The organism is Oceanisphaera pacifica, from assembly GCF_017498065.1.
Classification (GTDB): Bacteria; Pseudomonadota; Gammaproteobacteria; order Enterobacterales; family Aeromonadaceae; genus Oceanimonas; species Oceanimonas pacifica.
Genome location: NZ_JAGDFX010000004.1, coordinates 154048 through 179103, shown reverse-complemented (window position 1 = coordinate 179103; position 25056 = coordinate 154048). Strand labels below are relative to the sequence as shown.

Here is a 25056-nt window from a genome sequence, read left to right as displayed (position 1 = left end):
TAAAGCCTAGCAACTCGATCAAGGGAAACGGTCATGGAAACTGTAGATTTGAACAATCAAGCCGGTGTAGATACTGAACAGCGCACCGCGCCGCTGAAGTCTTATGATCCCACTTACGATCCGCTGACCAGCGAGACTCCGGGGCAGGGGCGAGACTATGCACCAACTTATTGGATTGGCACTGCGGGTGAACCTCCTGCAGATGACGGTCCGGTGCAAGGTGATATGGACGCTGATGTCGTGATTGTTGGCGCCGGTTTTACGGGGCTGACTGCTGCTATTTTTTTAGCAGAAAAGTACGGTATTAAAGCGACGGTATTGGAGGCGAATCGTACTAGTTGGGGGTGCTCTACTCGTAACGGTGGGCAGGCGCAGTGTGCAACAGGTCGGTTAAAACGTTCACAGTGGATTGACCGTTATGGTTTGGATATTGCACATAAATTACATCAAGAGTGTCTTGATGGCATGGCAACGTTTAAAGATTTGATCAAAGATATTGATTGTGATCCACAACCTGGTGGGCACCTATATATAGCGCATCGTGATCGACAAATGCCCGTTTTGGAAAAAGAAGCAAAACTGCTGCGTGAAACCTTCAATTACGATGCGCAAATGATGGGAGCGGAGGAAGTTAAACGAGATTGGTTTGGTGATCAAGAAGCTGCTGGTGCCATGCACGAACCTGAGGGGATCGGTATTCATGCTGGCAAGCTGGCCTTTGGCTATCATCGTAAAGCGCGGGCTTTAGGGGTGAAAATTCATCCCGCTAGTCCGGTACAAAGTTGGGAAACACGCAGTGGAGTACATTATTTAACTACACCTGGAGGTGTGGTTAAAGCACGTTCAGTGGGGATGGCAACCGGCGGTTATACGTCTCAAGGTTTGCACTCGCAGTTAAAAAATCGTCTGCTGCCTGTGTTATCTAATTCTATTGTGACACGGCCCCTGACCGATGAAGAGGTTGCAGCTTGTAATATGCACACGCGACAGGTGATCACTGATACCCGTATCTTGCGCCATTACTATCGTTTGCTCCCCGATAATCGATTGCAAATTGGCAGTCGCAGCGCGATTACCGGTCGCGATGCTCCGCAAGAAAAGTATAAGAATATGCTGATCAGGGACATGTATCGCAAATTTCCGCTACTGCAGGGGATAAAGATAGACTACTCGTGGTGGGGATGGGTGGATGTCAGTCACGATATGATGCCTCGAATTTTCCAACCTGATCCGAGAGAAACAGTATATTACGCACTGGGTTATGGTGGTAACGGCGTTATGTATTCGGCACAGGCTGGAAAACGTTTAGCACAGCTGATAGCAGGTGAAAAAATAGACATGAGTATGCCTATTTTTAACTCTAAACTCCCCTTCCCTAATGTGAAAGAAATGGTCGAATCACAGGTCTTTGCACCGTTTCGCCGCTTGGGGCAGAGTGTTTTGTATCGATGGTATAGCCATAAAGATGAGCGACCATAAGCTGAATTAGCGTTCACGCATAGCCTGCGGTACTAATCGAGCCAAGAGCTTTAAGCCTGGCTCGATTTTTTCTGTCTGTATCGCAGAGAAACCAAGTCGCAAATGCTCATTACATGACCGATCAAAATGGTGAATATCGCCACATTCAATCAAGATACTCTGCTTTCTAGCTAAGGCTTGCAGCTTACGAAAATCGAGATCTGCTGGGGCTTTTAGCCAAAAACTAGTACCTCCGATATTAGAATGCGTACTAAACTGAGGCAGGTGAGTTTGCAGTGCTTTACTCATACACTCCCACCGTTGTTTAAGTGCACGATGGATTTGTCGTAATAATACATCGTGATATCCACGCTCAATAAATAATGCCAGTGTACGCTGATTATTCGTCGGCGGATGACGCAACATGAGTCGTCGTATTGCGCGGACTTCATTGATCAATTTTGGATGTGCCACCATATAGCCTAGTCGCAGCCCTGGTGCGAGAGTCTTGGACAAACTACCTATATAAATCACCCGTTCATGACGGTCCAAGCTTTTAAGTGCAGGGGTGGGGTTACTTTCGTAGTTTATTTCGCTGTTATAGTCGTCTTCAATGATCAAAAAGTTGTCTTTTTCTGACAAATCCAAGAGTTGCCTGCGACGTTCTAGCGGCATAGTCACCGTCGTTGGGCTTTGGTGACTGGGTGTGACATAAACAAGCTGGCATTCAGACAAAGAATCATCAATTTGCATTCCTTGGTCGTCCACGGGCTGCAATTGAATATCTTCAGTCAACAGACTTGCAATATTATACATATCGACATAACCCGGGTTTTCCATGGCAAAGCGTCGGTCTGCTTTGAGTAATAGCTGAGCTATCATCCACAGTGCTTGTTGGGTGCCAACGGTAATTAGAATTTGTTCTGGCTTGGCCCATACCCCACGTCTTGGTAGTAGCCGAGTACGGATCTGTTCAATAAGTAAGGGGTCATCTTCATCAAAATGATCCACTGACCAACTGCGTATTGCCTGCACATTCATTGAATCTCGGCTGCACTCGCGCCAGTGCTGGGTTGGAAATAATGCAGGATCAAGCTGCCCATAAAGAAAAGGGTAATCGTAATTGTACCAGTCTTTGGGCTTGCGAATATTGTGCTGTAAAGAAGGGCGAACTGTTAATAGTGTTTCCCATGATGTGGGCTTAGCATCAATATCGTTAAGTCGTATTTGTTTTTCAGCGTGACCTTGCAAAATATCAGCATTGACGAAATAACCACTACGACTTTTTGCAATCAAATAGCCATCATCAAGTAACTGCTCATAGGCCAGAACGACTGTGTTGCGCGCAATGTTTAATTCATTAGCGAGTTTGCGACTGGAAGGTAGTGCTTTATCCAATGGGATCTGCCCGTCGAGAATAGCATTAGCTATTTTTTCGCGTAACTGACGCTGTAGGGTTTCGTTCAGATTAGGGTCGAGATGAAAAAGGAGCATGGCGCTTGGCTCTATTTTTGTTGAATGTGATAGTCCCCAAGTATGACACAGTGATCAAGGTCGATAAAAAATAAGTATCTGGGATTAAAGGGATAAATTTATGCAACAGTATACGTCTGGCCCAATACATGGTTGCTGGTTGGCTCTATGGATTAAGCGCCAGAATGAGTAAAAAGGAAGTGTTAACGCCAGTTAACACCAGTTAAACATTTAGGGTTGATTTGTTAACATGAGTTTCGTAAGCGAGCTAAGGAAAGAGTAGGTGAGATAGTAGTAGAGCTACTCTCCCACATCAACAACAAGAACAGGATTTATCACTATGCGTACATATAAATTAGCACTCCCAGCCATGATATCAGCGGCCTGCTTGGCACTCAGTGCCAATACGATGGCTGAAACTTGGAAAATGGCTATTGGTGATGCTGCGGGCGGCACCCAGTATGAACTTGGAGAACGTTTTGCTGAGGAGTTTAAAAAGCGTACTGACGGTAAGATAGACGTTAATTTATTTCCTAATGGCCAACTTGGTAGTGAACAAGATACCCTCAATAATGCAAGCATGGGTATGCTTGATTTATCTATTTTGGCTATCAATAATATCACTCCATTTTCACCGACTGTAGGCGTATTGACACTGCCTTATGTTATTCAAGACGCCGAAGAAGCTAAACTACTCACCCAAGGTGACGTGGGTAAAGAGCTAACAGAAAATACGATTCGTGATGCGGGTGTGCGTATTGTGGGGTGGGCTTACTCAGGCTGTCGCAGGTTAACCAACTCGGTTAGGCCAGTGTCATCTCCAGAAGATCTCGAAGGTATGGTTATTCGAGTACCTAAAAACGAAATCATGATTGCGTCTTATCAGGCATGGGATATCAACCCTAACCCAATGGCTTGGTCTGAAACCTTTACTGCATTACAGCAAGGTGTAGTACATGGCCAAGATAACCCTTATGTAACCATTGATGCCATGAAGTTCTATGAGGTTCAAAAATATATTACCAATAGCTGTTATGTGTTTTCTTTAGAGCCATTGGTAATAGGTGAGGGGAAGTTTCAGAGTCTGAGTCCAGAAATGCAGGCCACTGTGCTTGAAGCCGGTCAGGCTGCGACAGATCACAGTTATGATTATCTAATAGATCAAGAAGAAGTGATCAAAAAGCGTTTGGTAGAAGAGCATGGTATGACAATTACCGAGCCTGCCAATAATGAAAGTGAATGGATTGCCAAAGCATCTACTATTTGGCCAAAATTTTATAAAAGCATTGGTGGTAAAGACAAGCTTGATAATGTGCTAAAAGTTCTAGGTCGTGAGCCGGCACCAGAAAAGTAATTACAAAAATTCACCAAGTATCGTTTCAATTTTCCAAGCTGGTCTATCTGATTGGCTTGGAAATTGTTACGAGAGTCTTTTCTTTAGGTGGTCGCAGGTATGAAAAGTAATCTGTTTAAGTTTATCAATAATATTGAGAGCTACCTTTGTCAGTTGCTCTTAGTACTTTTTGTTGTTTTATTATTTCTTCAAATTGTACTAAGGAATATATTCAGCTATTCGATACCATGGGGGGATGAACTGGCGACCTATGCTTTTGTTTGGTTCGCTTATTTAGGTGCAGTATATGCTGCAAAAATGTCCGCCCACAATCGAGTTACTTTCCAGTTTAAGTTTTTACCACCTTGGGTAGAAGTATTTTGCTCGATACTGACAGATATTATTTGGATCGGGTTTAATGCGTTTTTTGTCTATCTAAGTTACGACTTCGTTTTCAATAAAATGAATTTATTTTGGAAGTCCCAAACTATGGGTGTTCCAATGAAATATTTTTATTTAATCCTACCTATTGCCTTTGCTGCAATGACATTACGTATTATTCAAAATAACTATCTTCGTTTTGTTAAAAAGGTAGATCTTATTGATCCTGAAGCCAAAGCCCTTGATGAAATAACTAAAAGTCAAAGCACAGACACTAATAATCAGGGCATGGGAGAAAAATAATCATGGAAAATACACTCATACCCGTTCTTTTCGGGGCCTTCTTTTTGTTGTTAGTGCTGGGTGCACCTATTGCTGTATCCTTGGCAGTCGCAGCCTTGGCAACCTATCTAACTTTGGGTGAGAATCCATTAGCTTTTGTACAAATGGCTTTTACATCAGTGGGTGCTTTTCCACTTATGGCACTGCCCGCGTTTATTCTCGCTGGGGCGCTAATGGAGGCGGCTGGTATTTCGAAACGGCTGGTGGATATCGCAGAGGCGTTTGCGGGACCTATGACCGGCGGCTTGGGAGCGGCAACTATATTTGCATGTATGTTCTTCGGTGCTATTTCTGGCTCAGGTCCAGCCACAACAGCTGCTGTAGGCATGCTGATGATCCCCGCTATGGCACAGCGCGGATACAACAAAGGCTATGCGTCTGCGGTGACGGCGTCTTCTGGGGGGTTAGGGGTTGTGATACCTCCATCAATCCCTATGGTCATTTTTGGTATTTCTGGAATGGGTCTACAGCCGCCATCTGAAGCTGTGGCTTTACATGGTAGTTTTCAAACACTGTCTATTCCTAAGTTATTTATTGCCGGTGTTGTACCTGGTATTGTTATGGCCAGTTTTTTACTGACCGTTAATTACGTTATTTCTCGAAAATGTGGTTATCGTGGGTTGAGTGATACTTGGTCTTTCAGTGATATTAAGACAGCATTGCGTAAAGGAATATGGTCAATGTTGGCCCCCATTATTATTTTGGGCGGTATTTATACCGGACTCTTTACACCTACCGAGTCAGCTATAGTAGCCATTGTTTACACGCTAATAGTGGGTACTTTTCTCCATAAAGAACTGCAGCTTAAGTCAGCATTACGAACGCTAGAAACGACGACTTGGATTACCGGTAGGGTGTTATTGATTTTATTTACGGCAACCGTCTTTGGTCGCTTGCTAGTAGAAAATCAAGTGCCGGCTATTATTGCAGAATCTATGCTTAGCTTTACTGATAATACTTATGCTATCTGGGCGATGATTATTTTCTTCTTGCTCTTCGTCGGCATGTTTATGGAAACCTTAGCCGCGATTATGATTTTGACTCCAGTATTGTTACCTATTATGTACATGCTGGGTATGGATCCGGTACATGTGGGCATAGTCGTAGTGTGCTCGTTAGCCATTGGCTTTCAAACTCCGCCATTGGGTGAGAATTTATTTGTTGCCTCGGGAATCGGGGGAGCTTCGATAGAAGAAATATCAGTGAAAGCGCTTCCGTTCGCAGCTGCATCTATTACTGCGGTATTTGTTATTGCTTACTTCCCGCAATTATCACTGTGGTTACCTGCTCTTATGGGCTATTGATTTATTAGCACCTTTAATTACACGGTTAGCGGTATCAGCCAGTACAGAATATCGCTTAGGAGATGAATATGACGAAGAAAATTAACCGTATTTTATGCAGTATCGGTATGCGGGGTAATTGTGACAACGTGATTGAGCAAAGCATTAATCTCGCTTTGGCTACGGGGTCTAGCCTGAATATTTTACACGTAGTTAAATCATTGACAGAAGATGTAATGAATACCCTGAAAGTGAATATACGAGATCGTGACGTGCTTGGCTCACTCATGGAACAGCGTATCGAGCAATCTCATGAAAAGTTAGCTGCGGAGTTGGAGGCTTTTTGGGTTCGTCACCCTCAATTGCGCGAAGCTACGAAAGATCGTGAGATAACCTTGACGGTCTTAGAAGGTGATCCCGCGTCAGTTATCACTCATTTTGCCAATATTGGTAAATTTAATTTGATTGTGATGGCGGCCAATAAACGCAGTTATATTGCAACTCATGCCGGTAGGGTCACTAAAGATGTGATCAAACGGGCTAAAGTCCCTGTCGTGGTTGTTCCTGTTGCACGGCCATAGGAGGCAAAGAATATGTCTATGATTGAAACGCCAAAGTCTTCATTTAAACGATTAATTGAACCAGGCCAGCGCTTGATGCCTGGTGTCATCATCTGTATCACTATTGCTTTGGCAACCACCTTTATTGCGGATCATTATGGTGGGCCTACATTACTGTATGCGCTGTTATTTGGTATGACATTGCACTTTCTTACTGAAGAAGGGCGCTGTTTAGCCGGTGTTGAATTTACCTCACGCACTATATTGCGCCTTGGCGTGGCCTTGTTAGGGGTACGGATCACGCTAGATGAGGTGGCCGCGTTGGGGGTTGCGCCAATATTTATGGTGATCGCAGGCGTGACCTTAACCATTGCCGTGGGAGCACTGTTAGCACGCATTCTAGGTTTGAGTCGTGATATGGGACTACTAACTGGAGGTTCAGTGGCTATTTGTGGAGCGTCAGCGGCATTGGCTCTGTCTGCTGTGATGCCACGCCATGAAACCCACGAGCGTAATACAATTATGACGGTAGTGGCGGTGACGACCTTGTCCACTGTGGCGATGATTGTCTATCCATTACTCGTTAGTCTACTGGGGTTAAGTGATAACGAAGCGGGCGTTTTTTTAGGGGGAACGATTCACGATGTTGCTCAGGTAGTGGGTGCTGGCTATATGATTTCTGAAGATACGGGATCTGTTGCTACCTTAGTTAAACTATTGCGGGTTGCTATGCTGGTGCCGGCAGTCGTGATGTTTATATTTTTATTCCGTAAGAGTCGTGCAGAAGGAAGTAATGGTAAAGTTCCAATGTTACCAGGTTTTCTTGTTGCTTTTATCGTGATAGTGCTGATCAACAGCCTAGGCTGGATCCCGACTATGGCAACCGAAATGGCGACTGATTTATCCCGCTGGTGTCTGGTCGCTGCCATTGCAGGACTGGGTATTAAAACTTCGTTTCAAAAGTTAGCTGTGGTGGGCTGGAAACCGGTCATTTTAATGGTCGCTGAAACCATATTCTTACTCTTGTTTGTACTCGGTTTTATTTACTTTGGGTTAGGAGAGCTATAACAACTAAGGTGCAAGTACACTTTTAAGATCTATTATCTTAATGTATAAATATAAACTTAATTTTTAAGTAAAGTTGTATTTATTGGTGTGCTTGCACTCTTTTATGGTGTGTGAATAAAAGTAGTTTATGTTATTAAAGCGTGGCTTTTAGGGCTTTTTCGAGAGTAGGGTAGCGAAAGTGAAAACCGGCTTTTTGCAGACGTACGGGCATGACTCTTTGCCCGGTTAGCAGTAAGTCGGCCATTTCGCCAAATAATAAGCGCATGGTCCAAGCGGGAATGCGGGCAAAATGGGGTTTGTTTAATACTCGAGCTAATGTGCGGCTAAATTGCTGATTGGTTAGCGGCTCTGGGGCACTTGCATTAAAAGGGCCTTGGCATTCGTCATGCTCTAATAAAAACAACAACAGGCTTATCACATCATCAATATGGATCCATGACATATACTGTTGCCCATGACCAATAGGGCCACCTAAACCTAAGCGGTAAGCGGGCAGCATTTTTTTTAAGGCTCCACCTTCACTTCCTATTACCACCGCCAATCGCACGTGACATACCCGGGTGTGTTCACTGGCAGCACCATCAGCCAGTTGCTCCCATTTAGCGCAAACCTCATGGCTAAACTCTGCATGAGGGTGGGAGTCTTCATCTACTAAAGCTTCGCCTTGGCGCCCATAAAAACCAACGGCCGATCCGCTGATCAATACTTTGGGTGGTGTATGTCCAGCATTAAGCTTATTAACAAGCTGTTCGGTAATATGCCAACGACTATGACAAATCCGCTCTTTTTGGGCCGGGCTCCAGCGTTTATCGGCAATGGGTTCGCCTGCTAAGTTAATCACGGCATCAAACTGGTTGAGGTTATCGAGTTCATCAAGTGAAGCTAACGCTTTAATATCGTGGCCTAAGCGCTGGTGTACTTTATTAGGCGTACGGCTGAGTACAGTGACGCTATGATGGGGTCGTAAATGGTTCATGAGACGCTGACCAATAAAACCCGTCCCACCTGTAATGAGTATGTTCATGATCCAATCCTCTTTCTACCCAGTGGTCATTTATTCAATGTCACCACTCACTGTTGAGCAATATGCGAAGCCACAGGGTTGACATCGACAGTATGTATTGAGGTTAACAGAAAAGCGCGAACAATAGGAAAACAGCTGAGGGTTAACAGAAAGAAGTACAGAAGGGAGAAAAGCCGAGGTTATCCACATAAACTGTGAGTAAGTCTGTAGATTACCTCGGACATTAAAGCTAGCTTATTGATATCACATCAAAAAACCTAACTGAGCAGGGATCCATCAGGATCATGAAAGTGCTGCAATAGCCGCATCGTATGCAGGTTCGTCTGTGATTTCAGAAACCAGCTCGCTGTAGCTGACTTGGCCTTGTTCGTCGATGCAAACCACGGCACGGGCCGCAAGGCCACGCAAAGGACCGTCACTTAGCGCAACGCCATAAGCATTCAAGAATGCAGCATGACGAAAAGCAGAGGCGGCTTGTACGTTTTCAATGCCTTCTGCGCCACAAAAGCGACCAAAAGCAAAAGGTAAGTCCATAGAAACACACAGTACTTTAGTATTTGAAAGAGCGGCGGCTTTTTCGTTAAAAGTGCGCACACTGGTGGCACAGACGCCGGTATCAACGCTTGGAAAAATGTTTAGCAATACTTTTTGACCTTTAAAATCAGCCAGACGAACATCGTTCAACTCGCCATCAGTCAGTGTGAAGTCAGCCGCCGCCTGGCCTGCTTGTGGAAACTGGCCTGAAACAGCAACAGAATTTCCCTGAAAAGTAACGGTAGACATGTATGACTCTCCTTGTTGTAAACCACGGTTACTAACAGTGTGGTTATTGATAGGTTGTGTGAAAAAAGTATATCGAGAGTGTTACGTTACCAGTTTTCACCATAAGGAAAAGGCTTTTATTTTTATAAAGGGATTTACTTGTGCCAAGTTTGCACCAATAGCGCGGTAATAACGGCGATTAAAGCGCAACAAAAACACCCAATGTGCACATTGGGTGTTTTTGTTGAGAGCAGAGAAGCTAAGCGCGCTTGATAATTAAGCTAGTTGTTAGCCGCGGTCATTTGCGCACTCTGAATGGCGGTGAGCGCTATGGTGTAAACAATATCGTCGACTAGTGCACCACGAGATAAGTCATTAACGGGCTTGCGCATGCCTTGTAGCATGGGACCAATAGAGACTAACTGTGCTGAGCGTTGTACCGCTTTATAGGTGGTATTGCCGGTGTTGAGATCAGGGAAAATAAACACAGTAGCCTTGCCTGCGACCGGTGAGTCGGGGGCTTTAGACTTGGCGACATTTTCCATAATGGCGGCATCATATTGCAGTGGGCCATCAATCACTAAGTCTGGGCGCTTTTCTTGTGCCAGACGGGTGGCCTCTCGTACTTTAACCACTTCAGCCCCTGCGCCTGATGTGCCGGTAGAGTAAGAGATCATCGCCACTCTAGGCTCTATGCCAAAGGCGATGGCAGACTCTGCAGACTGAATGGCTATGTCGGCTAATTGCTCAGCACTTGGATCGGGGTTAATGGCGCAGTCACCATAAACCAATACCTGATCGGGCAGTAGCATAAAGAAAATGGAGGAAACTAAAGATGATCCCGGTGCTGTTTTAATCAGTTGCAACGGAGGGCGTATGGTATTGGCGGTGGTATTAATGGCGCCCGATACTAGGCCGTCCACTTCATCACGCTCTAGCATCATAGTGCCTAGCACCACATTATCTTTTAACTGCTCTCGGGCCACAATATCGGTGAGGCCTTTGCCTTTTCGCAACTCAACTAAGCGTTCCACATACTGCTCGCGCACATTATCAGGCTCAATAATGTCGACCCGCTCATCCAGCACCACTCCTTGCTGTGCGGCAACGCGAGTAATTTCCTCTCTATTACCCAGTAGTACAGGGTAAGCTATATTGCGCTCTACACAAATAATGGCGGCTTTAATGGTGCGCGGCTCTTCCCCTTCAGGAAGTATAATGCGCTTATTAGCGCGTCGCGCCAGCTCCGTTAACTGATAACGGAACGCCGGTGGGCTCAAGCGACGGCTGCGGGTTGAGGTGGCGCTCAGCGACTCAATCCAGTTTTGATCAATATGGCTGGCCATATAATCTTGCACCACCCCAATGCGCTGACGATCATCGGTGGGAATTTCGATATTAAAGTGTTGTAAGTTCACCGCGGTTTGCCAAGTGTTGGTTTCTACCATTAAAATAGGCAAGCCGGTCTCCATGGCGCGTTGGCACAAGTTCATCACCTCAGGCCCAGGGCGATAGCCGCCATTCAGCAACAAGGCGCCTATTTTAACGCCATTCATGGCCGCTAAACACACGGCTACGATCACATCACTGCGATCGCCTGAGGCAACTAAGAGGCTGTCGGCTCTAAATAGCTGCGTCATATTTTTTAAGTCACGGGCACAAAAGGTCACGCTTTGTAAGCGACGGGTACTTATTTCCCCTTCATTGAGTACGCTGGCATTTAAGTGGCGCGCTAAATCAATGGCGCGCGGGGCAACGAGCTCGGTATTCCAGGGAACATAGCCTAAAATGCGCAGCGGGGTTTTGCCAAATACTTGCAATACTTCTAAATTAGGTGTGTGTGGCTCAATTTTGTTATTGGGGTTAAACATTTCGGACAAGTCGGGGCGGGTATTGCCTTGCTCGTCCATAGGTGCGCCCACTTTATTAATAATGCAGCCAACAATCTGCTTATTTGTCAGACCACCAAAATTTGAGCAAGCCAGCTCAATACGCTCTTTTAGTTGCTGGCTGCTGTCGTTGCCGGGCTGGGCAATAAACACCATATCGGCATCTAAGGCTTTGGCTACATCATAGTTGATACGATTAGCAAAATGATGTTTATCGGTGGGAGTCAAGCCTTCTACTACCACGACTTCGGCGTCACTGTCGGTTACGTGTTTTTCAACACAAGCCACAATTTCCTCAAGCAATACATCCAGCTCACCCCGTGAGATCATCCCTTCTGCATAGCTAAGAGTAAAGGGCTCTGGTGAGTGAATACTGGAGCCAATGGCAATCACAGCGGTGGAGTGATCGTTTATTTTATAAGGGGTTCTTGGTTGAGACACAGGCTTAAAAAAGCTGACATTTACGCCATTACGTTCCATGGCATGAACCATGCCTAAACTAATTGATGTGGCACCCGCACCGCTGCTAACGGGAATAAGCATGATTATTCTAGCCATAAAGTCCTCTTTTATTACGCTGTGAGAGTGTGGGCGCTTTGTGCAAGGCGTTGGGCGTCTTGCGCAATGACCCACTCTTCGTTGGTGGGAATTACCCACGCGGGTATACTGCTTGGTATGCTAACACAAGCCGCTTTACCAAAGCGCGCGTTTTTGTTTGCTTCTTGATCTAGTTCAAAGCCTAATAAACTAAGCTTTTTTAAGGTTAAAGCGCGCACTAATATGGAGTTTTCACCAATGCCGCCAGTAAAGACGATAGCATCTAATCGACCATCTAGAGTACAGGTGTAACCAGCAATATATTTTGCTAAACGATGACAGAAGATATCCATAGCACGCTTGGCTTCAGGCTCAGTGTCGTAATGCTCAGCAATGTAGCGACAGTCATTGGTATGGCCGGTAAGACCTAATAAGCCAGATTTTTTGGTTAGCATAGTGTTAATGCTGTCTAAGCTGTAACCCAAATTATCGTGTAAATGAAAAATAATGGCCGGGTCAATATCACCACAGCGAGTGCCCATAATGAGGCCTTCCAAAGGGGTGAGTCCCATTGAGGTATCAACTGATTTGCCGTTTTTAATAGCACACACAGAGGCGCCATTGCCTAAGTGACAGCTAATAATATTGAGTTTGTCGAGTGGCTTATCAAGGTACTTAGCGGCTTGTTGCGCAATAAAGAAGTGACTGGTGCCATGCATACCGTAGCGGCGAATATCATGATCTTGGTATAGCTTATAAGGAAGGGCATACAGATAAGCCGATTCCGGCATGCTCTGATGATAAGCGGTATCAAACACGGCCACCTGCGGTAAATCTGGAAAGGATTTGCGGGCTGAGGCAATGCCGATTAAATGTGCTGGATTGTGTAAAGGCGCTAAACTCGCACAGTCTTTAATTCCTTTTATAACGGCATCATCTATAATCACGGAGTGCGTAAATTTCTCACCACCGTGTACTACTCTGTGGCCAACGGCCGTTAAGTGCTGCATTAATTCGGGGTGAGAGATAAGTAAATTATTGACGATAAAATCAAGCGCTTCTTGGTGTGCCTTATTGGCACCTAAAAATGCACTGTCTTTTTGACCATTTAAGGTCCAGCTAATGCGGGTATCTGGCTGATAAAAGCATTCAGCAAGACCTGATAGTTTTTCCTCACCGGTATCGGCATTGAGAATGGCAAATTTAAGCGACGAGCTGCCGCAGTTAAGCACTAAAACCAGTTTGCTAATCATCTGTAAACCTTGCTGTTAAATAAAAGATAAAGTAACCCTTCTAAGTCGCTTCCTGCTTACAGGCCGTTGCCTGAACACACAGAAGTGCAAACCTTATAAAGATAATAACAGTGGGATAATCTCCGTCTAGTGGCGTAAAATATTATTAACAAGGCGATTTTTTTATGTTAAGGGATCACTCGTTATCAAGCGGATAAACGCTTTCAAGGAGTCATAATGGGGATATTAATAAGCAAGTTACACAGAGGGGGTGCCTATTTGGCGGTATGGCCTAAAGAGCGGCAGTTGGCAGCGTTATTTCCTGAATATCGCATTGTTAATGCCACTCGATTAGGGATACGAGTGATGCCAGCCCTCATTGTTTTGTGCGTACTGATGCAGTTTCAGTTTGGTGACCCGCGCTTTTGGCCGGGAGTGATAGCCTCCATATTGTTTTTAGCCAGTTTACCTATGCAAGGTTTGTATTGGTTAGGCCAGCGTGCAGATACACGGTTGCCACCCACATTAGTCACCTGGTATCGCAGGCTATATGAGCAAATCGCCACCGCGGGCATTGCGATTGCCGAGCCCGTTGCTCGACCTTGTTATTTTCAACTTGGCGAAACGCTTAATGTGGCGTTTAAGCAGCTCGATAAATCCTTTATTCGCGATCTATAGCGCTAATTCAGTGGCTTTTTCTTGCAAATAGACGTTATGTTAATGAGGCTAACACCGACTTCTTAACATGCTTTATGGTATTTTTTTATTGTGAGATAGGGCGAAAATATGAATTTTTTATCTCAGGCTATTGTGCAAGCTCCCGCACCGGATTGGACGGCAGTGCTAGCCCTACCCATCATCGACAATCAAGACTCGCTAGTATCCTTGGGGTTAGTTAAAGCCCCGTTACGGTCTTATCCTGCTTACTTTCATCAAGGCATACCTAATGCGCTTAGTGATTGTTATGTTCGCCGTAGTGTGTTGTTTCGTTTATACAAAGCAGCACGCCTTTTGCCCATAGGGGTAGAATTGGTAGTGTTAGATGGCTGGCGCCCCTTATCCGTGCAGCAATATTTATTTGATAGTTTATTTGCCGCGATAAATGCTCATTCTGTGCACCACAGTGAGTCTGAGTTACTTAACCGTACCCGTCATATTATTGCTCCGCCCAGCACAGACTCCCTTGCGCCTAGCTCACACTTAACCGGTGGTGCGGTTGACGTTACTTTATGTGATGCAGAAGGGCTGTTTTTAGACATGGGAACGGAGTTTGATGAGATTAGTCCTTTGTCTTATAGTGGTGCTTTTGAAGTCATCGACAAGCCGAGTGCGCGACAAGCTGAGGTAATTGAAAATCGTCGCTTACTACATAGTGTGATGCGACAAGCTGGTTTTACCAATTTACCCAGTGCGTGGTGGCATTTTGACTACGGTAATCAGTCTTGGGCGTGGTGTGCTAACAAGCCAGAGGCTAAGTTTGGTCTTATAGAGTTGCTCTCCTTAAGACAGCGCTGGCTTAACAATGTCAGGGACGAAGGCGAGTTTCGTTAAGCGTCATATGATGCGCGTTAAAGGCTTATGATTTGATATTGCTTTTAGTCGATAGCTTATGGCGTCAATTTTTTAAAAGGAGAAGCTCAGTGGATAACGCACATTTTTTATGGCAAACCGGCTGGTACTGTGATGGCCAGTGGCGTGATAGTAAACAACAGTATGAAGTGAATAATCCAGCGAGCGGCCAATTACTTGCCAAGGTGGCAGTATGCGGCACTCAAGAAACCCAAGCGGCCATTGATGCGGCAAAGCGAGCTTTTGGCTCTTGGCGTAATAAAACAGCCAAAGAGCGAGCGGCCATATTGCGCCGCTGGTATGAATTGATGATGGAGCATCAAGATGCCTTAGCTGAATTGATGGTATTAGAGCAAGGTAAGCCGCTAAATGAAGCCAAAGGTGAGGTGGCTTATGGGGCTAGCTTTTTAGAGTGGTTTGCCGAGCAAGCTAAGCGCGCTAACGGGGAGACGATTCCCAGCCCCACTGTTGATAATCGCTTGTGGGTGATTAAGCAGCCCGTGGGCGTGGTGGCCGCAATTACACCGTGGAACTTTCCGATGGCGATGTTAACCCGCAAGGTAGGGCCGGCACTGGCGGCGGGCTGCACCGCTGTGGTGAAGGCGTCGAGTGACACTCCTTTGTGTGCGAATGCCTTGGCTGTATTAGCGGAGCAAGCCGGATTACCTGCGGGGGTGCTTAATTTAGTCTCGGGTGATACCGCCGCAATTAGTGACACTCTGATGGCAAGCCCTGACGTGCGTAAACTGTCTTTTACCGGCTCGACTAGAGTGGGTAAGTTATTGATGAGCAAAGCCGCTGACACGGTTAAAAAGCTCTCCCTAGAACTGGGAGGCAATGCGCCTTTTATTGTATTTGATGATGCTGATTTAGACGCGGCCGTGGCGGGCGCCATGGCGTCGAAATTTAGAAATACCGGTCAAACTTGTGTGTGTGTTAATCGTTTTTTTGTACAAGAGGGCATTTATGATGCCTTTGTAGAAAAATTAGCTGCCGCAGCCAGCAGGCTTACGGTCGCGGACGGAATGACTGAGGGAGCCGAGCAGGGACCCCTCATTAATTCAGTAGGGCTAGAAAAAGTAGAGCAACATGTGAGTGATGCCTTAGCGAAGGGGGCTCACTTAGTTTGTGGTGGCAAACGTCATGCTTTGGGGGGGACTTTTTATCAACCCACAGTACTAAGTGACGCTAACGAACAGATGCTGTTAGCCGCTGAGGAAACCTTTGGGCCTGTGGCTGCGTGTTTTCGTTTCACTAGTGAGTCTGAGGTAATTAAGCGCGCTAATGATACGCCTTTTGGCTTAGCCGCTTATTTTTACACCCAGGATCTCAACCGCGTCTTTCGCGTCTCCGAAGCATTAGAGTCGGGCATGGTGGGGGTCAACACCGGCATGATCTCCAATGAAATGGCCCCTTTTGGGGGAGTCAAAGAGTCAGGCTTAGGCCGTGAAGGCTCGAGCATGGGCTTGGATGAGTTTTTAGAGACCAAATACGTCAACTTAGGCCAAGTGAACTAATTATTACGTTTTTCATTGAGTGCTTGTTACCTACTTTTTAGCCGCTGTTTACAGCGGCTTTTTAATGAGCCATTGCTGGCTATTCTAGTGCTGCATCATCTAATTGATTTTTAAAAGTTTTGTGCAGATATATGCCAAATACTTGAAGCGACCAGCATTTTTCAACTGAATCCTGTTTATGATAAAAAATGGCCGTCTTTTACGTTAGACTGGTTAAGAGTACGTGACATTTATATAACGAAACATAATACAGGAGTGCGATTTATGGCTTCAGAAAAGGTGAGTGCGGATAAATCACCTCCTTCCTCTACCATTTTAGTGCCGGTTTTCATTCCGGCCGTCATTGTTATTGCGCTTATGGTGATTGGTACCATGAGTAACCCAGAACTGGCGGGAGACATCTTTTCAGATATTTTGGCCTACTTTACTCAAAGTTTTGGCTGGTTCTATATGTTATCGGTCGCCATATTTTTGGTGTTTATTGTGGCTGTCGCGTTTAGTAAGTGGGGCAATATTAAGCTTGGGCCCGATCACGCTGAACCTGAATACAGCTTTGTAGCTTGGTTTGCCATGTTATTTTCGGCCGGTTATGGCATCGCCTTGCTGTTCTTTGGCGTGGCAGAGCCGGTATTACATTACGCCTCTCCCCCTGCAGGACCTGCGATGACAGTGGATGCTGCCAAGCAGGCCATGCAAATTTCATTTTTCCACTGGGGTTTTCATATTTGGGCCATTTATGGCTTGGTGGGCCTATCGCTGGCCTATTTTGCTTTTCGCCATGGCTTGCCGCTGTCGATGCGCTCAACCTTGTATCCCTTAATTGGTGAGCGAATCCACGGTCCTATGGGGCATATCGTGGATGTATTCGCAATTTTGGGTACCTTGTTTGGTATTGCTACCACTCTTGGGTTGTCGGTGGCACAAATTAATGCGGGTCTTAATTATCTTTGGCCCAGTATTCCGCTAAGCACTACGGTACAAATTACCGCCATTGTGGCGATTACCGCCTTGGCGACCTTGTCGGTGGTGGCGGGCATGGACAAAGGCGTAAAGCGACTGTCGATGCTGAATATGGTATTGGCCATCTCGCTGATGATCTTCGTGTTTGCCGTAGGGCCGACGGTATTTATTCTTAATACCTTTATGCAAAATACCGGCAGTTACTTAAGCAATATCGTTGAGCGTACCTTTAATTTGCAGGCCTATACCGCTAGTGATTGGATTGGTAACTGGACGCTGTTTATTTTCGGCTGGACCATTGCGTGGGCGCCCTTTGTAGGCTTATTTATTGCAAAAATTAGCCGAGGCCGCACCATTCGCCAATTTGTAGTGGGGGTGATGGTGGTGCCAACCGTGTTTACCTTTTTATGGTTTTCGGTATTTGGTGATACTGCCCTGCACCTGATTATGGTGGACGGTTACACCTCACTCATTGACGAAGTACAAAACGATCAGGCCATTGCTTTGTTTAAGCTATTTGAACAGTTGCCACTGACCTCGATTGTGTCTTTTATTACCGTGTTTTTGATTATTACCTTTTTTGTTACCTCATCTGACTCCGGCTCTTTAGTGATTGATTCACTGGCATCCGGTGGTGTGGCGCAAACACCGGTATGGCAGCGGGTATTTTGGGCGTCAACCGAAGGTGTGGTGGCCGCGGCGCTATTGTTAGCGGGGGGCTTGGGCGCATTGCAAACCGCGACCATTGTTAGTGCCTTACCGTTCGCCATTATTATGCTGATTGCCATGGTGGGTATGTGGCGCGCGCTGGTTATTGAAGGTCACCATGAGGTGAGCTTGCAACAGCATATGCAGTCACCACAAGGGGGCGTTAAATCAGGCCCTGGGTTTTGGAAAAAACGATTGGCAAATTTGGTGGACTTTCCGCCGCGAGAAGCGGTTGAAAAGTTCTTACGCACCATTGCTTTTCAAGCCATGCACAAGGTTGAGGTAGAGCTTGAGCAACAAGGCTGGGAAGCTGAAGTCAACTTTGATGAGCAAAACTGCCGCGCGCAATTTCAGGTGTTTCAAGAGGGAAAACTGGAATTTATTTATGAGGTGCGCCTGCGAGGTTACGCCATGCCAGACTTTGCATTTCCCGAAACAGAAGAGGTGGACAGTGATGATCACTACTACCGTGCAGAGGTGTTTTTACGCCGGGGTGGTCAGGCCTACGACGTGTACGGTTACGATCAGCAAGACATTATTAGTGATATTCTCGACCAGTTTGAGAAGTACTTACACTTCTTACATATTTCACCAGGTATCTTGCCGTGGAAGATGGAAGAGCACGATGATGACTTAGTCAACGAAAGTGATGAGCAGCCAGAAGAGACCTACTTGGCTGATAAGCCCCTGTAATAGACAAAAAGCACAAAGTAAGACACAAGCACCGAATTTGAGAGGATTCGGTGCTTTTTTAACGGGTTATTCCTGTTCTAGCATGGCTTTTAACTTTGCCTCTGCAGCCTCCAGCTTCTTTTGCGCGGCTGCCAGCTCTTGCTGCAACTCACGCCTCTCTTGTTCGGATAAAGCGGCTTTATCTGCTTTATTTGTGCTCGGCCGAGTGTCCGCCGCTGTAGCTTTTGAAGACGCCCCCCTAGACTGCTGCTGGCCAGTGGGCGTTTCTATAGGCGCCACACAACCACCAAGTAAAAGGCTAAACAACAAAAGTGAGGACAGGCAAATCTTGTTATTCATGGTGAGGCTCTTAGGCAGTTAATTGGTTTAAGGGAGCTGAATTCAGATAATAACCAAGACTGTAACATGCAAAAAACAAGAGACAGGACAGGCAAATCTTGCAAAAAAGGCAAGACAGGCAAACCTTACTATATATCAGTTATGATAACTAACGCTTATACACTCCTTAAGTTGATGCTTTTACTGACTTTTAGCATGTCCAGCGTCGCTATATCTATATGCGGTTAAATGTACTGAGTAACATGATATTGGCGTCAAATTCTGGCATTCTTGGGGTGTTTATCACTATTAAGGAACATCATGCAGCGACTGGCTAAAATAGCGCTATTGGTCTCTGGCTTGTTATTAGCCGCTTGCTCAGAGCCTTCAAAAGATATTCACTTATTAACGGGGGCAGACGCCGCGGAGCTTGCGCGAACGCACTTAGCGAAAGCGGTATTAGAGCAGCAAGGCTTTAGCGTTACAGTGAGTGAAGTGCGGTTAGGCCAAATTTGGCAGCGCCTATGGGCGGGTAAAGCCGATGCCAGTGTGACAGTGTGGTTGCCACAAGCCTCGGCGCCTTTTGTTGCCCGTTTTTTTGATAGGCTTGATGATATGGGCCCCAAGGGCCAACAGTTAGCCCAAGAAACCTGGCCAAGCCATGATAAGCCGCACACCATCATTCGGCGCAGTTTGGCGCAAGAATCGCCTAAGGCGAGAGCGCTATTGCGCGATTTGCAGTGGCAGCCGCAAGATTTAGAGCAGATTATGGCGCACTGGCAGCAAAACCAAAATTGGAACTTAGCGGCAGAAAACTGGTTGGCTAAGCAAAATAGTGCTGTTATTGAGTATGATATGGACTCTCTCTTAGAGCATTAACAGCAAGTCTAGATGGCATTTTAGCCCCGTATTTAGCATATTATTCTATTGTTGCCGCTGAGCGCGGTGTATTTTTTATAGGGACAATATTGATGACAACCATTGGAACGCCGCTCTCGGCAAGTGCAACGCGAGTATTACTGTGTGGTGGAGGCGAATTAGGAAAAGAGGTGGCCATTGAGCTGCAACGCCTAGGGGTAGAAGTGATAGTGGTTGATCGCTATGCCAACTCTCCGGCCATGCAAGTGGCGCACCGTGCCCATGTTATTTCCATGCTCGATGGGCCGGCACTTAGGGCGGTAATTGAGCAAGAGCAACCGCATCTTATTGTGCCCGAAATAGAAGCCATTGCGACCGACACCTTGGCCGAGTTAGAGCAAGAAGGTTTTACTGTGGTGCCAACGGCGAGAGCCACACAGTTGACCATGAATCGAGAAGGCATTCGCAGTTTAGCCGCCGAAGAGCTGGGCTTGGCAACCTCGCCGTATCGTTTTGCTGGTACTTTAAGTGAGTTTCAAGCTGCTGTGGCAGAAATAGGGCTACCTTGTGTGGTGAAGCCTATTATGAGCTCATCTGGCAAAGGCCAAAGCACCTTACGCCATCAAGATGATATTAAAGCCGCGTGGGATTATGCCCAAGAAGGAGGGCGTGCCGGGGGCGGCCGAGTCATTATTGAAGGCTTTGTTGAGTTTGATTATGAAATTACCTTGCTTACGGTACGTCACGCCAAGGGAACCAGTTTTTGTGAGCCCATAGGGCACTTACAAGAAGACGGTGATTATCGTACTTCTTGGCAACCTCAAGCCATGAGTGCTGCCGCCTTAGCGGCCTCGCAACAAATGGCAGAGCAAGTTACAAGCGCGTTAGGCGGCTATGGTGTTTTTGGGGTTGAGCTGTTTATTCGTGGTGACGAGGTGTTGTTTAGTGAAGTCTCGCCGCGCCCTCACGATACCGGCTTGGTCACACTCATCTCACAAAACCTATCGGAGTTTGCTTTGCATGCTCGCGCTATTTTAGGTTTGCCGGTGCCGCTTATTCGCCAGTATGGCCCCGCCGCCTCGGCGGTGATTTTGCCAGAAGGTCAGTCTAGCCAAACTCAATTTGGGAATTTAGCTGGCGCTTTGGCCGAACCCGATACCGAGCTGCGTTTATTTGGTAAGCCCGAGATCAGCGGCCGCCGCCGCATGGGGGTTGCCTTAGCGTTGGCTGATGATATTGACGCCGCTAAAGCCAAAGCTTGTGACTGTGCCGCCAAGGTAAGAGTCGAGTTTTAGGACATATTTAAACGTTTAAAGGCTTGCTTGCCACGGCATACCCGGAAGAATTAATGACTAAGATTTTATCTTTCGTACTTGTCTTATTTTGTGTATTCCGTGGCCAAACAGCGCTAGATTTGCGATTAAGGTAAAAGTATATGTCTCGTACTATTTATGTATTGCGCCACGGCCAAACTCAATTTAATGCCGAGCAGCGGTTGCAAGGGCACTGTAATTCAGATTTAACCGAGCTAGGTTTGCAGCAGGCTAACGCCATGGCGAATACCTTATCGGGGCTTATTGCGGATCCTAAAGACTGGGCGATATATTCAAGCCCGCTAGGGCGCGCCCAACAAACGGCACACATTATTTGTGAGCATCTGCAGCTACCGGCTGATCATATACAGCTCGATAAGCGATTGATGGAAGTGGGGCTAGGAGAGTGGGAACAGCTGCGAGCACCGGATTTACAGTTAAAATTTCCGCATATTTCACAAGCGGTTTTAGATTGGTATTTACAAGCACCTAAGGCTGAGCGCTTTGTTGATGCTAAGCAACGTCTGAATAACTGGCTACAAGATCCCAAGCTTCCTCAGCAGGTTATTGTTATTGGCCATGGTTTATCTGGTGCCATCTTACGTGGCTTATATGCAGGGTTGGAATACCATGAGATTTGGCAGCAATCGATTCCACAAAATGCCTTTTTTAAGCTGCATCATGGTCAGGTTACACGCATCACCTGCTAAAGATATTAAAAGCTAAATGCAGAGTTTATCTGCATTTAGCACTATTTATTACAGATTTATGCACTAAAAGATCTGACTGTCCCACCTTTATTACGTATTTATGTATCAAAAGATGTGACTGTCCTATCTTTTCTTTTGAGCTATAAGCTTTGACTGTCCCATCCTGATAGATTTGGCAGTTTGTGTCGTGGTGGCGCTGTTTGCTGGGGGTAAGATCTTACTTTTTGTTATGGTTCGCGCATTTAGATGAAAAAATCGTTACAGTGATCAAGTTGTTACTTTCACGTTAGCTTGCAAGCGGATTTGCATTATTGCTCAGGGATAATAGAGCCTAATTATTTGAGGTGTATTGATGAATCGACTCTCTGTTTTTGCATTAACGTCTGTGGCCGCCATTACGGCATTAAGCGGCTGTGCTGCACATAATGATATAAGCCAACAGCAAGAGGTGACGGGCTCTTTGTCTTATTTGTCCCGTATTATGCTGGCGCCTAATAGTGTTGCTGAAGTGACAGTGCGCGATACAAGTGTGGCTGATGGCGACATTGTGGCGAAGCAGCGTATAGATTTGAATAAGCAAACATTGCCGATTCCGTTTAATGTGATGCTGAATACGCAAGAGTTAAACTCCGGTGCTTACAGTCTCAGTGCCGTGATTAAAGAGCAAGACCAAGTGAGCTGGCGTACTGCTCCCAAAGGGATTTCAGTTGAGCCAGGTGTGACTGAGGTAGGAGATCTAGTCTTACAGCAAGTAACCGAGGGCGAGACAGTTACGCAACTAGAGGGAGTGGAGTGGCGCGTAACCCACTTAAACGGTGAGGGGGTGTCGGTGCCCGCTGAGGCGGAAGTTGAAGCCAGCATTCAATTTGGCGACGATGGTCGAATGTTTGGCCGTGCGTTTTGTAACAGCTTTAATGGCAGTTATCAGCTACAAGGCGATATGTTAAGTACGTCTCAGCTGGCGGGCACCATGATGATGTGCGATGAGGCTCAAATGAAGCACGAGCGTACCATGCTAGACATCTTGGGACAGGCACAACGTGTCGAGCGCACCGATAATGGCAGTGTGATTGTCTTTGCTAACGACGGCCGCAGCTTAACCGTTCAGCAGTAAGCCTTTTAGTTGTCATACATGAGCACTAGATTACGCTTATATTTAAACGGCCAGCCGATGCTGGCCGTTTTTTATTTGACCGCTGCTAAATTCACATTAAAAACTTGAGCTAAATAGGCCATGTAGCCCTCGTCGTCACTCATGGCTTTGCCCGGGCTGTCGGATAATTTGGCGACCGCTTGGCCATTACAACGGGTCATTTTAAGCACTATATTAATGGGGGAATGGCTCATTATATCATTGGTTAAATGAGTCCCTATGCCAAAAGCAGGTTTACATTGATCTTTAAACTTTTGATATAAATTGAGTGCGCTGTGCATGGTTAAGCCGTCACTATAGACCAAGGTTTTGCTGCGCGGGTCTATATTGAGTCGCCGATAATGCGCGAGTGCCTTTTCAGTCCACTCCACGGGATCACCGGAATCTTGGCGTAATCCATCAAATAATTTCGCAAAATAGAGATCAAAATCCCGTAAAAATGCGTCCATTCCCACCACATCCGTTAGGGCTATGCCTAACTGACCGCGATATTCATGTACCCAAGCTTCTAGCGCCATCTTCTGGCTATCAATGAGTCGAGGGCCTAATGCCTGAAAAGCTTGCATAAATTCATGAGCAAGGGTGCCCACCGGCTTAAGGTTAAGCCGGCGTGCTAAGTCTAAGTTACTGGTACCGCTAAATTGTTGTGGTAGCTGTTGCGCAAGCTCTATCACCACTTCTTGTTGCCAAGCGCGAGAGTAACGACGGCGAGTACCAAAGTCAGAAAAGCGAAAGTCGCCATGAGTAAGGTCGCTTTTCACCAAATCAATTTTATCTTGTAGGCGGCTACGGGCGCCTTGCCAATCGGGCTTGGGATGATGACGACGACAATAGACTTCACTAATAATAGAGAGTAAAGGAACTTCAAATAGAATAGTGTGCAGCCAAGGGCCGCGTATTTTGAGATCTAAGGTTCCTTGATGGCAGCTAAGGTGAATAAAGCGTTGATCGAGACGAAATAGCCGTAAAAAATGAATAAAATCAGGTTTGATATAGTCTAGTGTCCCCAAGTAAGCCAGTTCATCCTCGGTGAGTTTTAGCTGGCAAAGGTGAGCTATTTCTGCGGCTATATCATCAATGCAATCACTAAAGTCTAAATCCAGATTACGGCTGCGAAAGTGATACTCTACCTCGGCCGCCGGGTGTTGATGCAATACGGTCTGCATCATAGTGAACTTATATAAATCAGTATCAAGCAACGACTCTATTACATATTCATCTTGAGGTTGATGCTGAATGTGGCTGTTAATCATGGCTAGGCTCCAGCTCAGCGCTGTGTTGTATAAAATGGGCACCTTGTTTGAGCATATTGCTGATGGCAGCTTGGCTCGTTTCTTGAGCTACCCCTCGGGTGGCGGCGCGATTAACGATAACGCTAAACCCAGCTTTTAATAACTGCAACACTGTATGGTGAACACAATAGTCGGTGGCTAAGCCCCCAACAATCACAGTGTTGACGGCGTTTGCGGTTAAATATTCAATAATGCCGGTGCTCATGCGTTCAGCTAAATCGTGATAACAGGCCCCGTAAGGGTGCATATCTAGCTCCACGCCTTTCCAGACAAAAAAATCATAGTCAGCAGGCTTTGGTAAGCCGTCTAGCAGCTCAAACCCTTTGGTGCCTGGCACGGCATGGCTTGGCCAGCGAATATCGACATTCCCGCCTTCTACCTTACTAAAAGCGGGGTGCTGATCGTCACTTACCCACAATGCCTGCGGAGAATGAGCATCTTTAGACCCCAGTCGATACCTCGCAAACTGCGCTTGGCTATTTAATTCATCGGCAATGGTATCTCCCTCCACCACAGGAAGCTCGTTAGGGCAGACGGGAGTAAAGGTATATTGGGCATCAACATCTAAGCTTGCCACAAATTGTTTGGCGGGTAATTTCATTACTCCAGCTCCTATTATTTAA

At 46.1% G+C, this 25056-nt stretch carries 22 protein-coding genes; 14 read left to right on the top strand and 8 right to left on the bottom strand.

The window, feature by feature from the left end; translation table 11 throughout:
• The first annotated feature begins 33 nt into the window (after positions 1-33).
• Positions 34-1479 (top strand): NAD(P)/FAD-dependent oxidoreductase, encoded by a 1446-nt coding sequence (locus tag J3U76_RS04885; RefSeq protein WP_208004720.1) that lies wholly within the window; start codon positions 34-36, stop codon positions 1477-1479.
• Between the two features lie 6 nt (positions 1480-1485).
• Here the strand turns inward: J3U76_RS04885 and pdxR are convergent, their stop codons facing one another.
• Positions 1486-2952, bottom strand: a complete 1467-nt coding sequence (gene pdxR / locus J3U76_RS04880; protein ID WP_208004719.1) for a MocR-like pyridoxine biosynthesis transcription factor PdxR — start codon at positions 2950-2952, stop codon at positions 1486-1488.
• Positions 2953-3271: 319 nt separating this feature from the next.
• Here pdxR and J3U76_RS04875 point away from each other — a divergent pair, with 319 nt between their 5' ends.
• The 5 genes from J3U76_RS04875 (at position 3272) to J3U76_RS04855 (ending at position 7898) form a co-directional block, all read left to right on the top strand.
• A complete protein-coding gene (locus tag J3U76_RS04875; RefSeq protein WP_208004718.1) occupies positions 3272-4285 on the top strand; it encodes a TRAP transporter substrate-binding protein in 1014 nt (337 codons plus the stop codon).
• Between the two features lie 99 nt (positions 4286-4384).
• On the top strand, positions 4385-4948 hold the full coding sequence (locus J3U76_RS04870; RefSeq protein ID WP_208004717.1) for a TRAP transporter small permease: 564 nt from the start codon (positions 4385-4387) through the stop codon (positions 4946-4948).
• Positions 4949-4950: 2 nt separating this feature from the next.
• A complete protein-coding gene (locus J3U76_RS04865) occupies positions 4951-6291 on the top strand; it encodes a TRAP transporter large permease (RefSeq protein ID WP_208004716.1) in 1341 nt (446 codons plus the stop codon).
• Between the two features lie 68 nt (positions 6292-6359).
• Positions 6360-6851: a universal stress protein gene (locus J3U76_RS04860; RefSeq protein ID WP_208004715.1), complete on the top strand. Its 492-nt coding sequence runs from the start codon at positions 6360-6362 to the stop codon at positions 6849-6851.
• 12 nt (positions 6852-6863) lie between these two features.
• Positions 6864-7898 carry a YeiH family protein gene (locus J3U76_RS04855; protein ID WP_243454073.1) on the top strand — a complete coding sequence of 345 codons (1035 nt, stop codon included), beginning with the start codon at positions 6864-6866 and terminating at the stop codon, positions 7896-7898.
• A gap of 133 nt (positions 7899-8031) precedes the next feature.
• Here the strand turns inward: J3U76_RS04855 and J3U76_RS04850 are convergent, their stop codons facing one another.
• From J3U76_RS04850 to J3U76_RS04835, 4 genes are all read right to left on the bottom strand, one after another.
• Entirely contained in the window at positions 8032-8922 is an 891-nt protein-coding gene (locus J3U76_RS04850) for a TIGR01777 family oxidoreductase (protein WP_208004714.1), read from the bottom strand.
• 282 nt (positions 8923-9204) lie between these two features.
• The gene (tpx, locus tag J3U76_RS04845) at positions 9205-9705 is read right to left on the bottom strand and encodes a thiol peroxidase (protein ID WP_208004713.1); all 501 of its coding nucleotides are present in this window, start codon (positions 9703-9705) and stop codon (positions 9205-9207) included.
• Positions 9706-9965: 260 nt separating this feature from the next.
• Entirely contained in the window at positions 9966-12131 is a 2166-nt protein-coding gene (gene pta / locus J3U76_RS04840) for a phosphate acetyltransferase (RefSeq protein ID WP_208004712.1), read from the bottom strand.
• Positions 12132-12145: 14 nt separating this feature from the next.
• The gene (locus J3U76_RS04835; protein ID WP_341534306.1) at positions 12146-13360 is read right to left on the bottom strand and encodes an acetate kinase; all 1215 of its coding nucleotides are present in this window, start codon (positions 13358-13360) and stop codon (positions 12146-12148) included.
• A 219-nt stretch (positions 13361-13579) separates the two neighbouring features.
• On the opposite strand from J3U76_RS04835, the gene yfbV reads away from it, so the two are divergent.
• The 4 genes from yfbV to J3U76_RS04815 all read left to right on the top strand — a co-directional run bounded on the left by yfbV (position 13580) and on the right by J3U76_RS04815 (position 18789).
• Complete coding sequence (gene yfbV, locus J3U76_RS04830) at positions 13580-14020, top strand: terminus macrodomain insulation protein YfbV (RefSeq protein WP_208004710.1); 441 nt, start codon at positions 13580-13582, stop codon at positions 14018-14020.
• A 108-nt stretch (positions 14021-14128) separates the two neighbouring features.
• Complete coding sequence (locus J3U76_RS04825) at positions 14129-14893, top strand: M15 family metallopeptidase (RefSeq protein WP_208004709.1); 765 nt, start codon at positions 14129-14131, stop codon at positions 14891-14893.
• A gap of 89 nt (positions 14894-14982) precedes the next feature.
• Entirely contained in the window at positions 14983-16428 is a 1446-nt protein-coding gene (locus tag J3U76_RS04820; protein ID WP_208004708.1) for a succinate-semialdehyde dehydrogenase, read from the top strand.
• Between the two features lie 264 nt (positions 16429-16692).
• On the top strand, positions 16693-18789 hold the full coding sequence (locus J3U76_RS04815; protein ID WP_243454072.1) for a BCCT family transporter: 2097 nt from the start codon (positions 16693-16695) through the stop codon (positions 18787-18789).
• A 66-nt stretch (positions 18790-18855) separates the two neighbouring features.
• On the opposite strand, the gene J3U76_RS04810 is transcribed toward J3U76_RS04815, so the two are convergent.
• A complete protein-coding gene (locus J3U76_RS04810) occupies positions 18856-19128 on the bottom strand; it encodes a hypothetical protein (protein ID WP_208004707.1) in 273 nt (90 codons plus the stop codon).
• A 300-nt stretch (positions 19129-19428) separates the two neighbouring features.
• Here J3U76_RS04810 and J3U76_RS04805 point away from each other — a divergent pair, with 300 nt between their 5' ends.
• From J3U76_RS04805 to J3U76_RS04790, 4 genes are all read left to right on the top strand, one after another.
• Positions 19429-19986: a glycine betaine ABC transporter substrate-binding protein gene (locus J3U76_RS04805; protein WP_208004706.1), complete on the top strand. Its 558-nt coding sequence runs from the start codon at positions 19429-19431 to the stop codon at positions 19984-19986.
• Positions 19987-20078: 92 nt separating this feature from the next.
• Positions 20079-21260 (top strand): formate-dependent phosphoribosylglycinamide formyltransferase, encoded by a 1182-nt coding sequence (gene purT / locus J3U76_RS04800; protein WP_208004705.1) that lies wholly within the window; start codon positions 20079-20081, stop codon positions 21258-21260.
• Positions 21261-21400: 140 nt separating this feature from the next.
• Entirely contained in the window at positions 21401-21988 is a 588-nt protein-coding gene (locus J3U76_RS04795; protein ID WP_208004704.1) for a histidine phosphatase family protein, read from the top strand.
• A 352-nt stretch (positions 21989-22340) separates the two neighbouring features.
• Complete coding sequence (locus J3U76_RS04790; protein ID WP_208004703.1) at positions 22341-23102, top strand: META domain-containing protein; 762 nt, start codon at positions 22341-22343, stop codon at positions 23100-23102.
• Positions 23103-23173: 71 nt separating this feature from the next.
• Here the strand turns inward: J3U76_RS04790 and pncB are convergent, their stop codons facing one another.
• Positions 23174-24394, bottom strand: coding sequence for a nicotinate phosphoribosyltransferase (pncB, locus tag J3U76_RS04785; protein WP_208004702.1), 1221 nt, complete (start codon positions 24392-24394; stop codon positions 23174-23176).
• The gene (locus tag J3U76_RS04780; protein WP_208004701.1) at positions 24387-25034 is read right to left on the bottom strand and encodes an isochorismatase family protein; all 648 of its coding nucleotides are present in this window, start codon (positions 25032-25034) and stop codon (positions 24387-24389) included. Before J3U76_RS04780 ends, pncB begins: the two co-directional genes overlap by 8 nt.
• Positions 25035-25056: the final 22 nt, after the last annotated feature.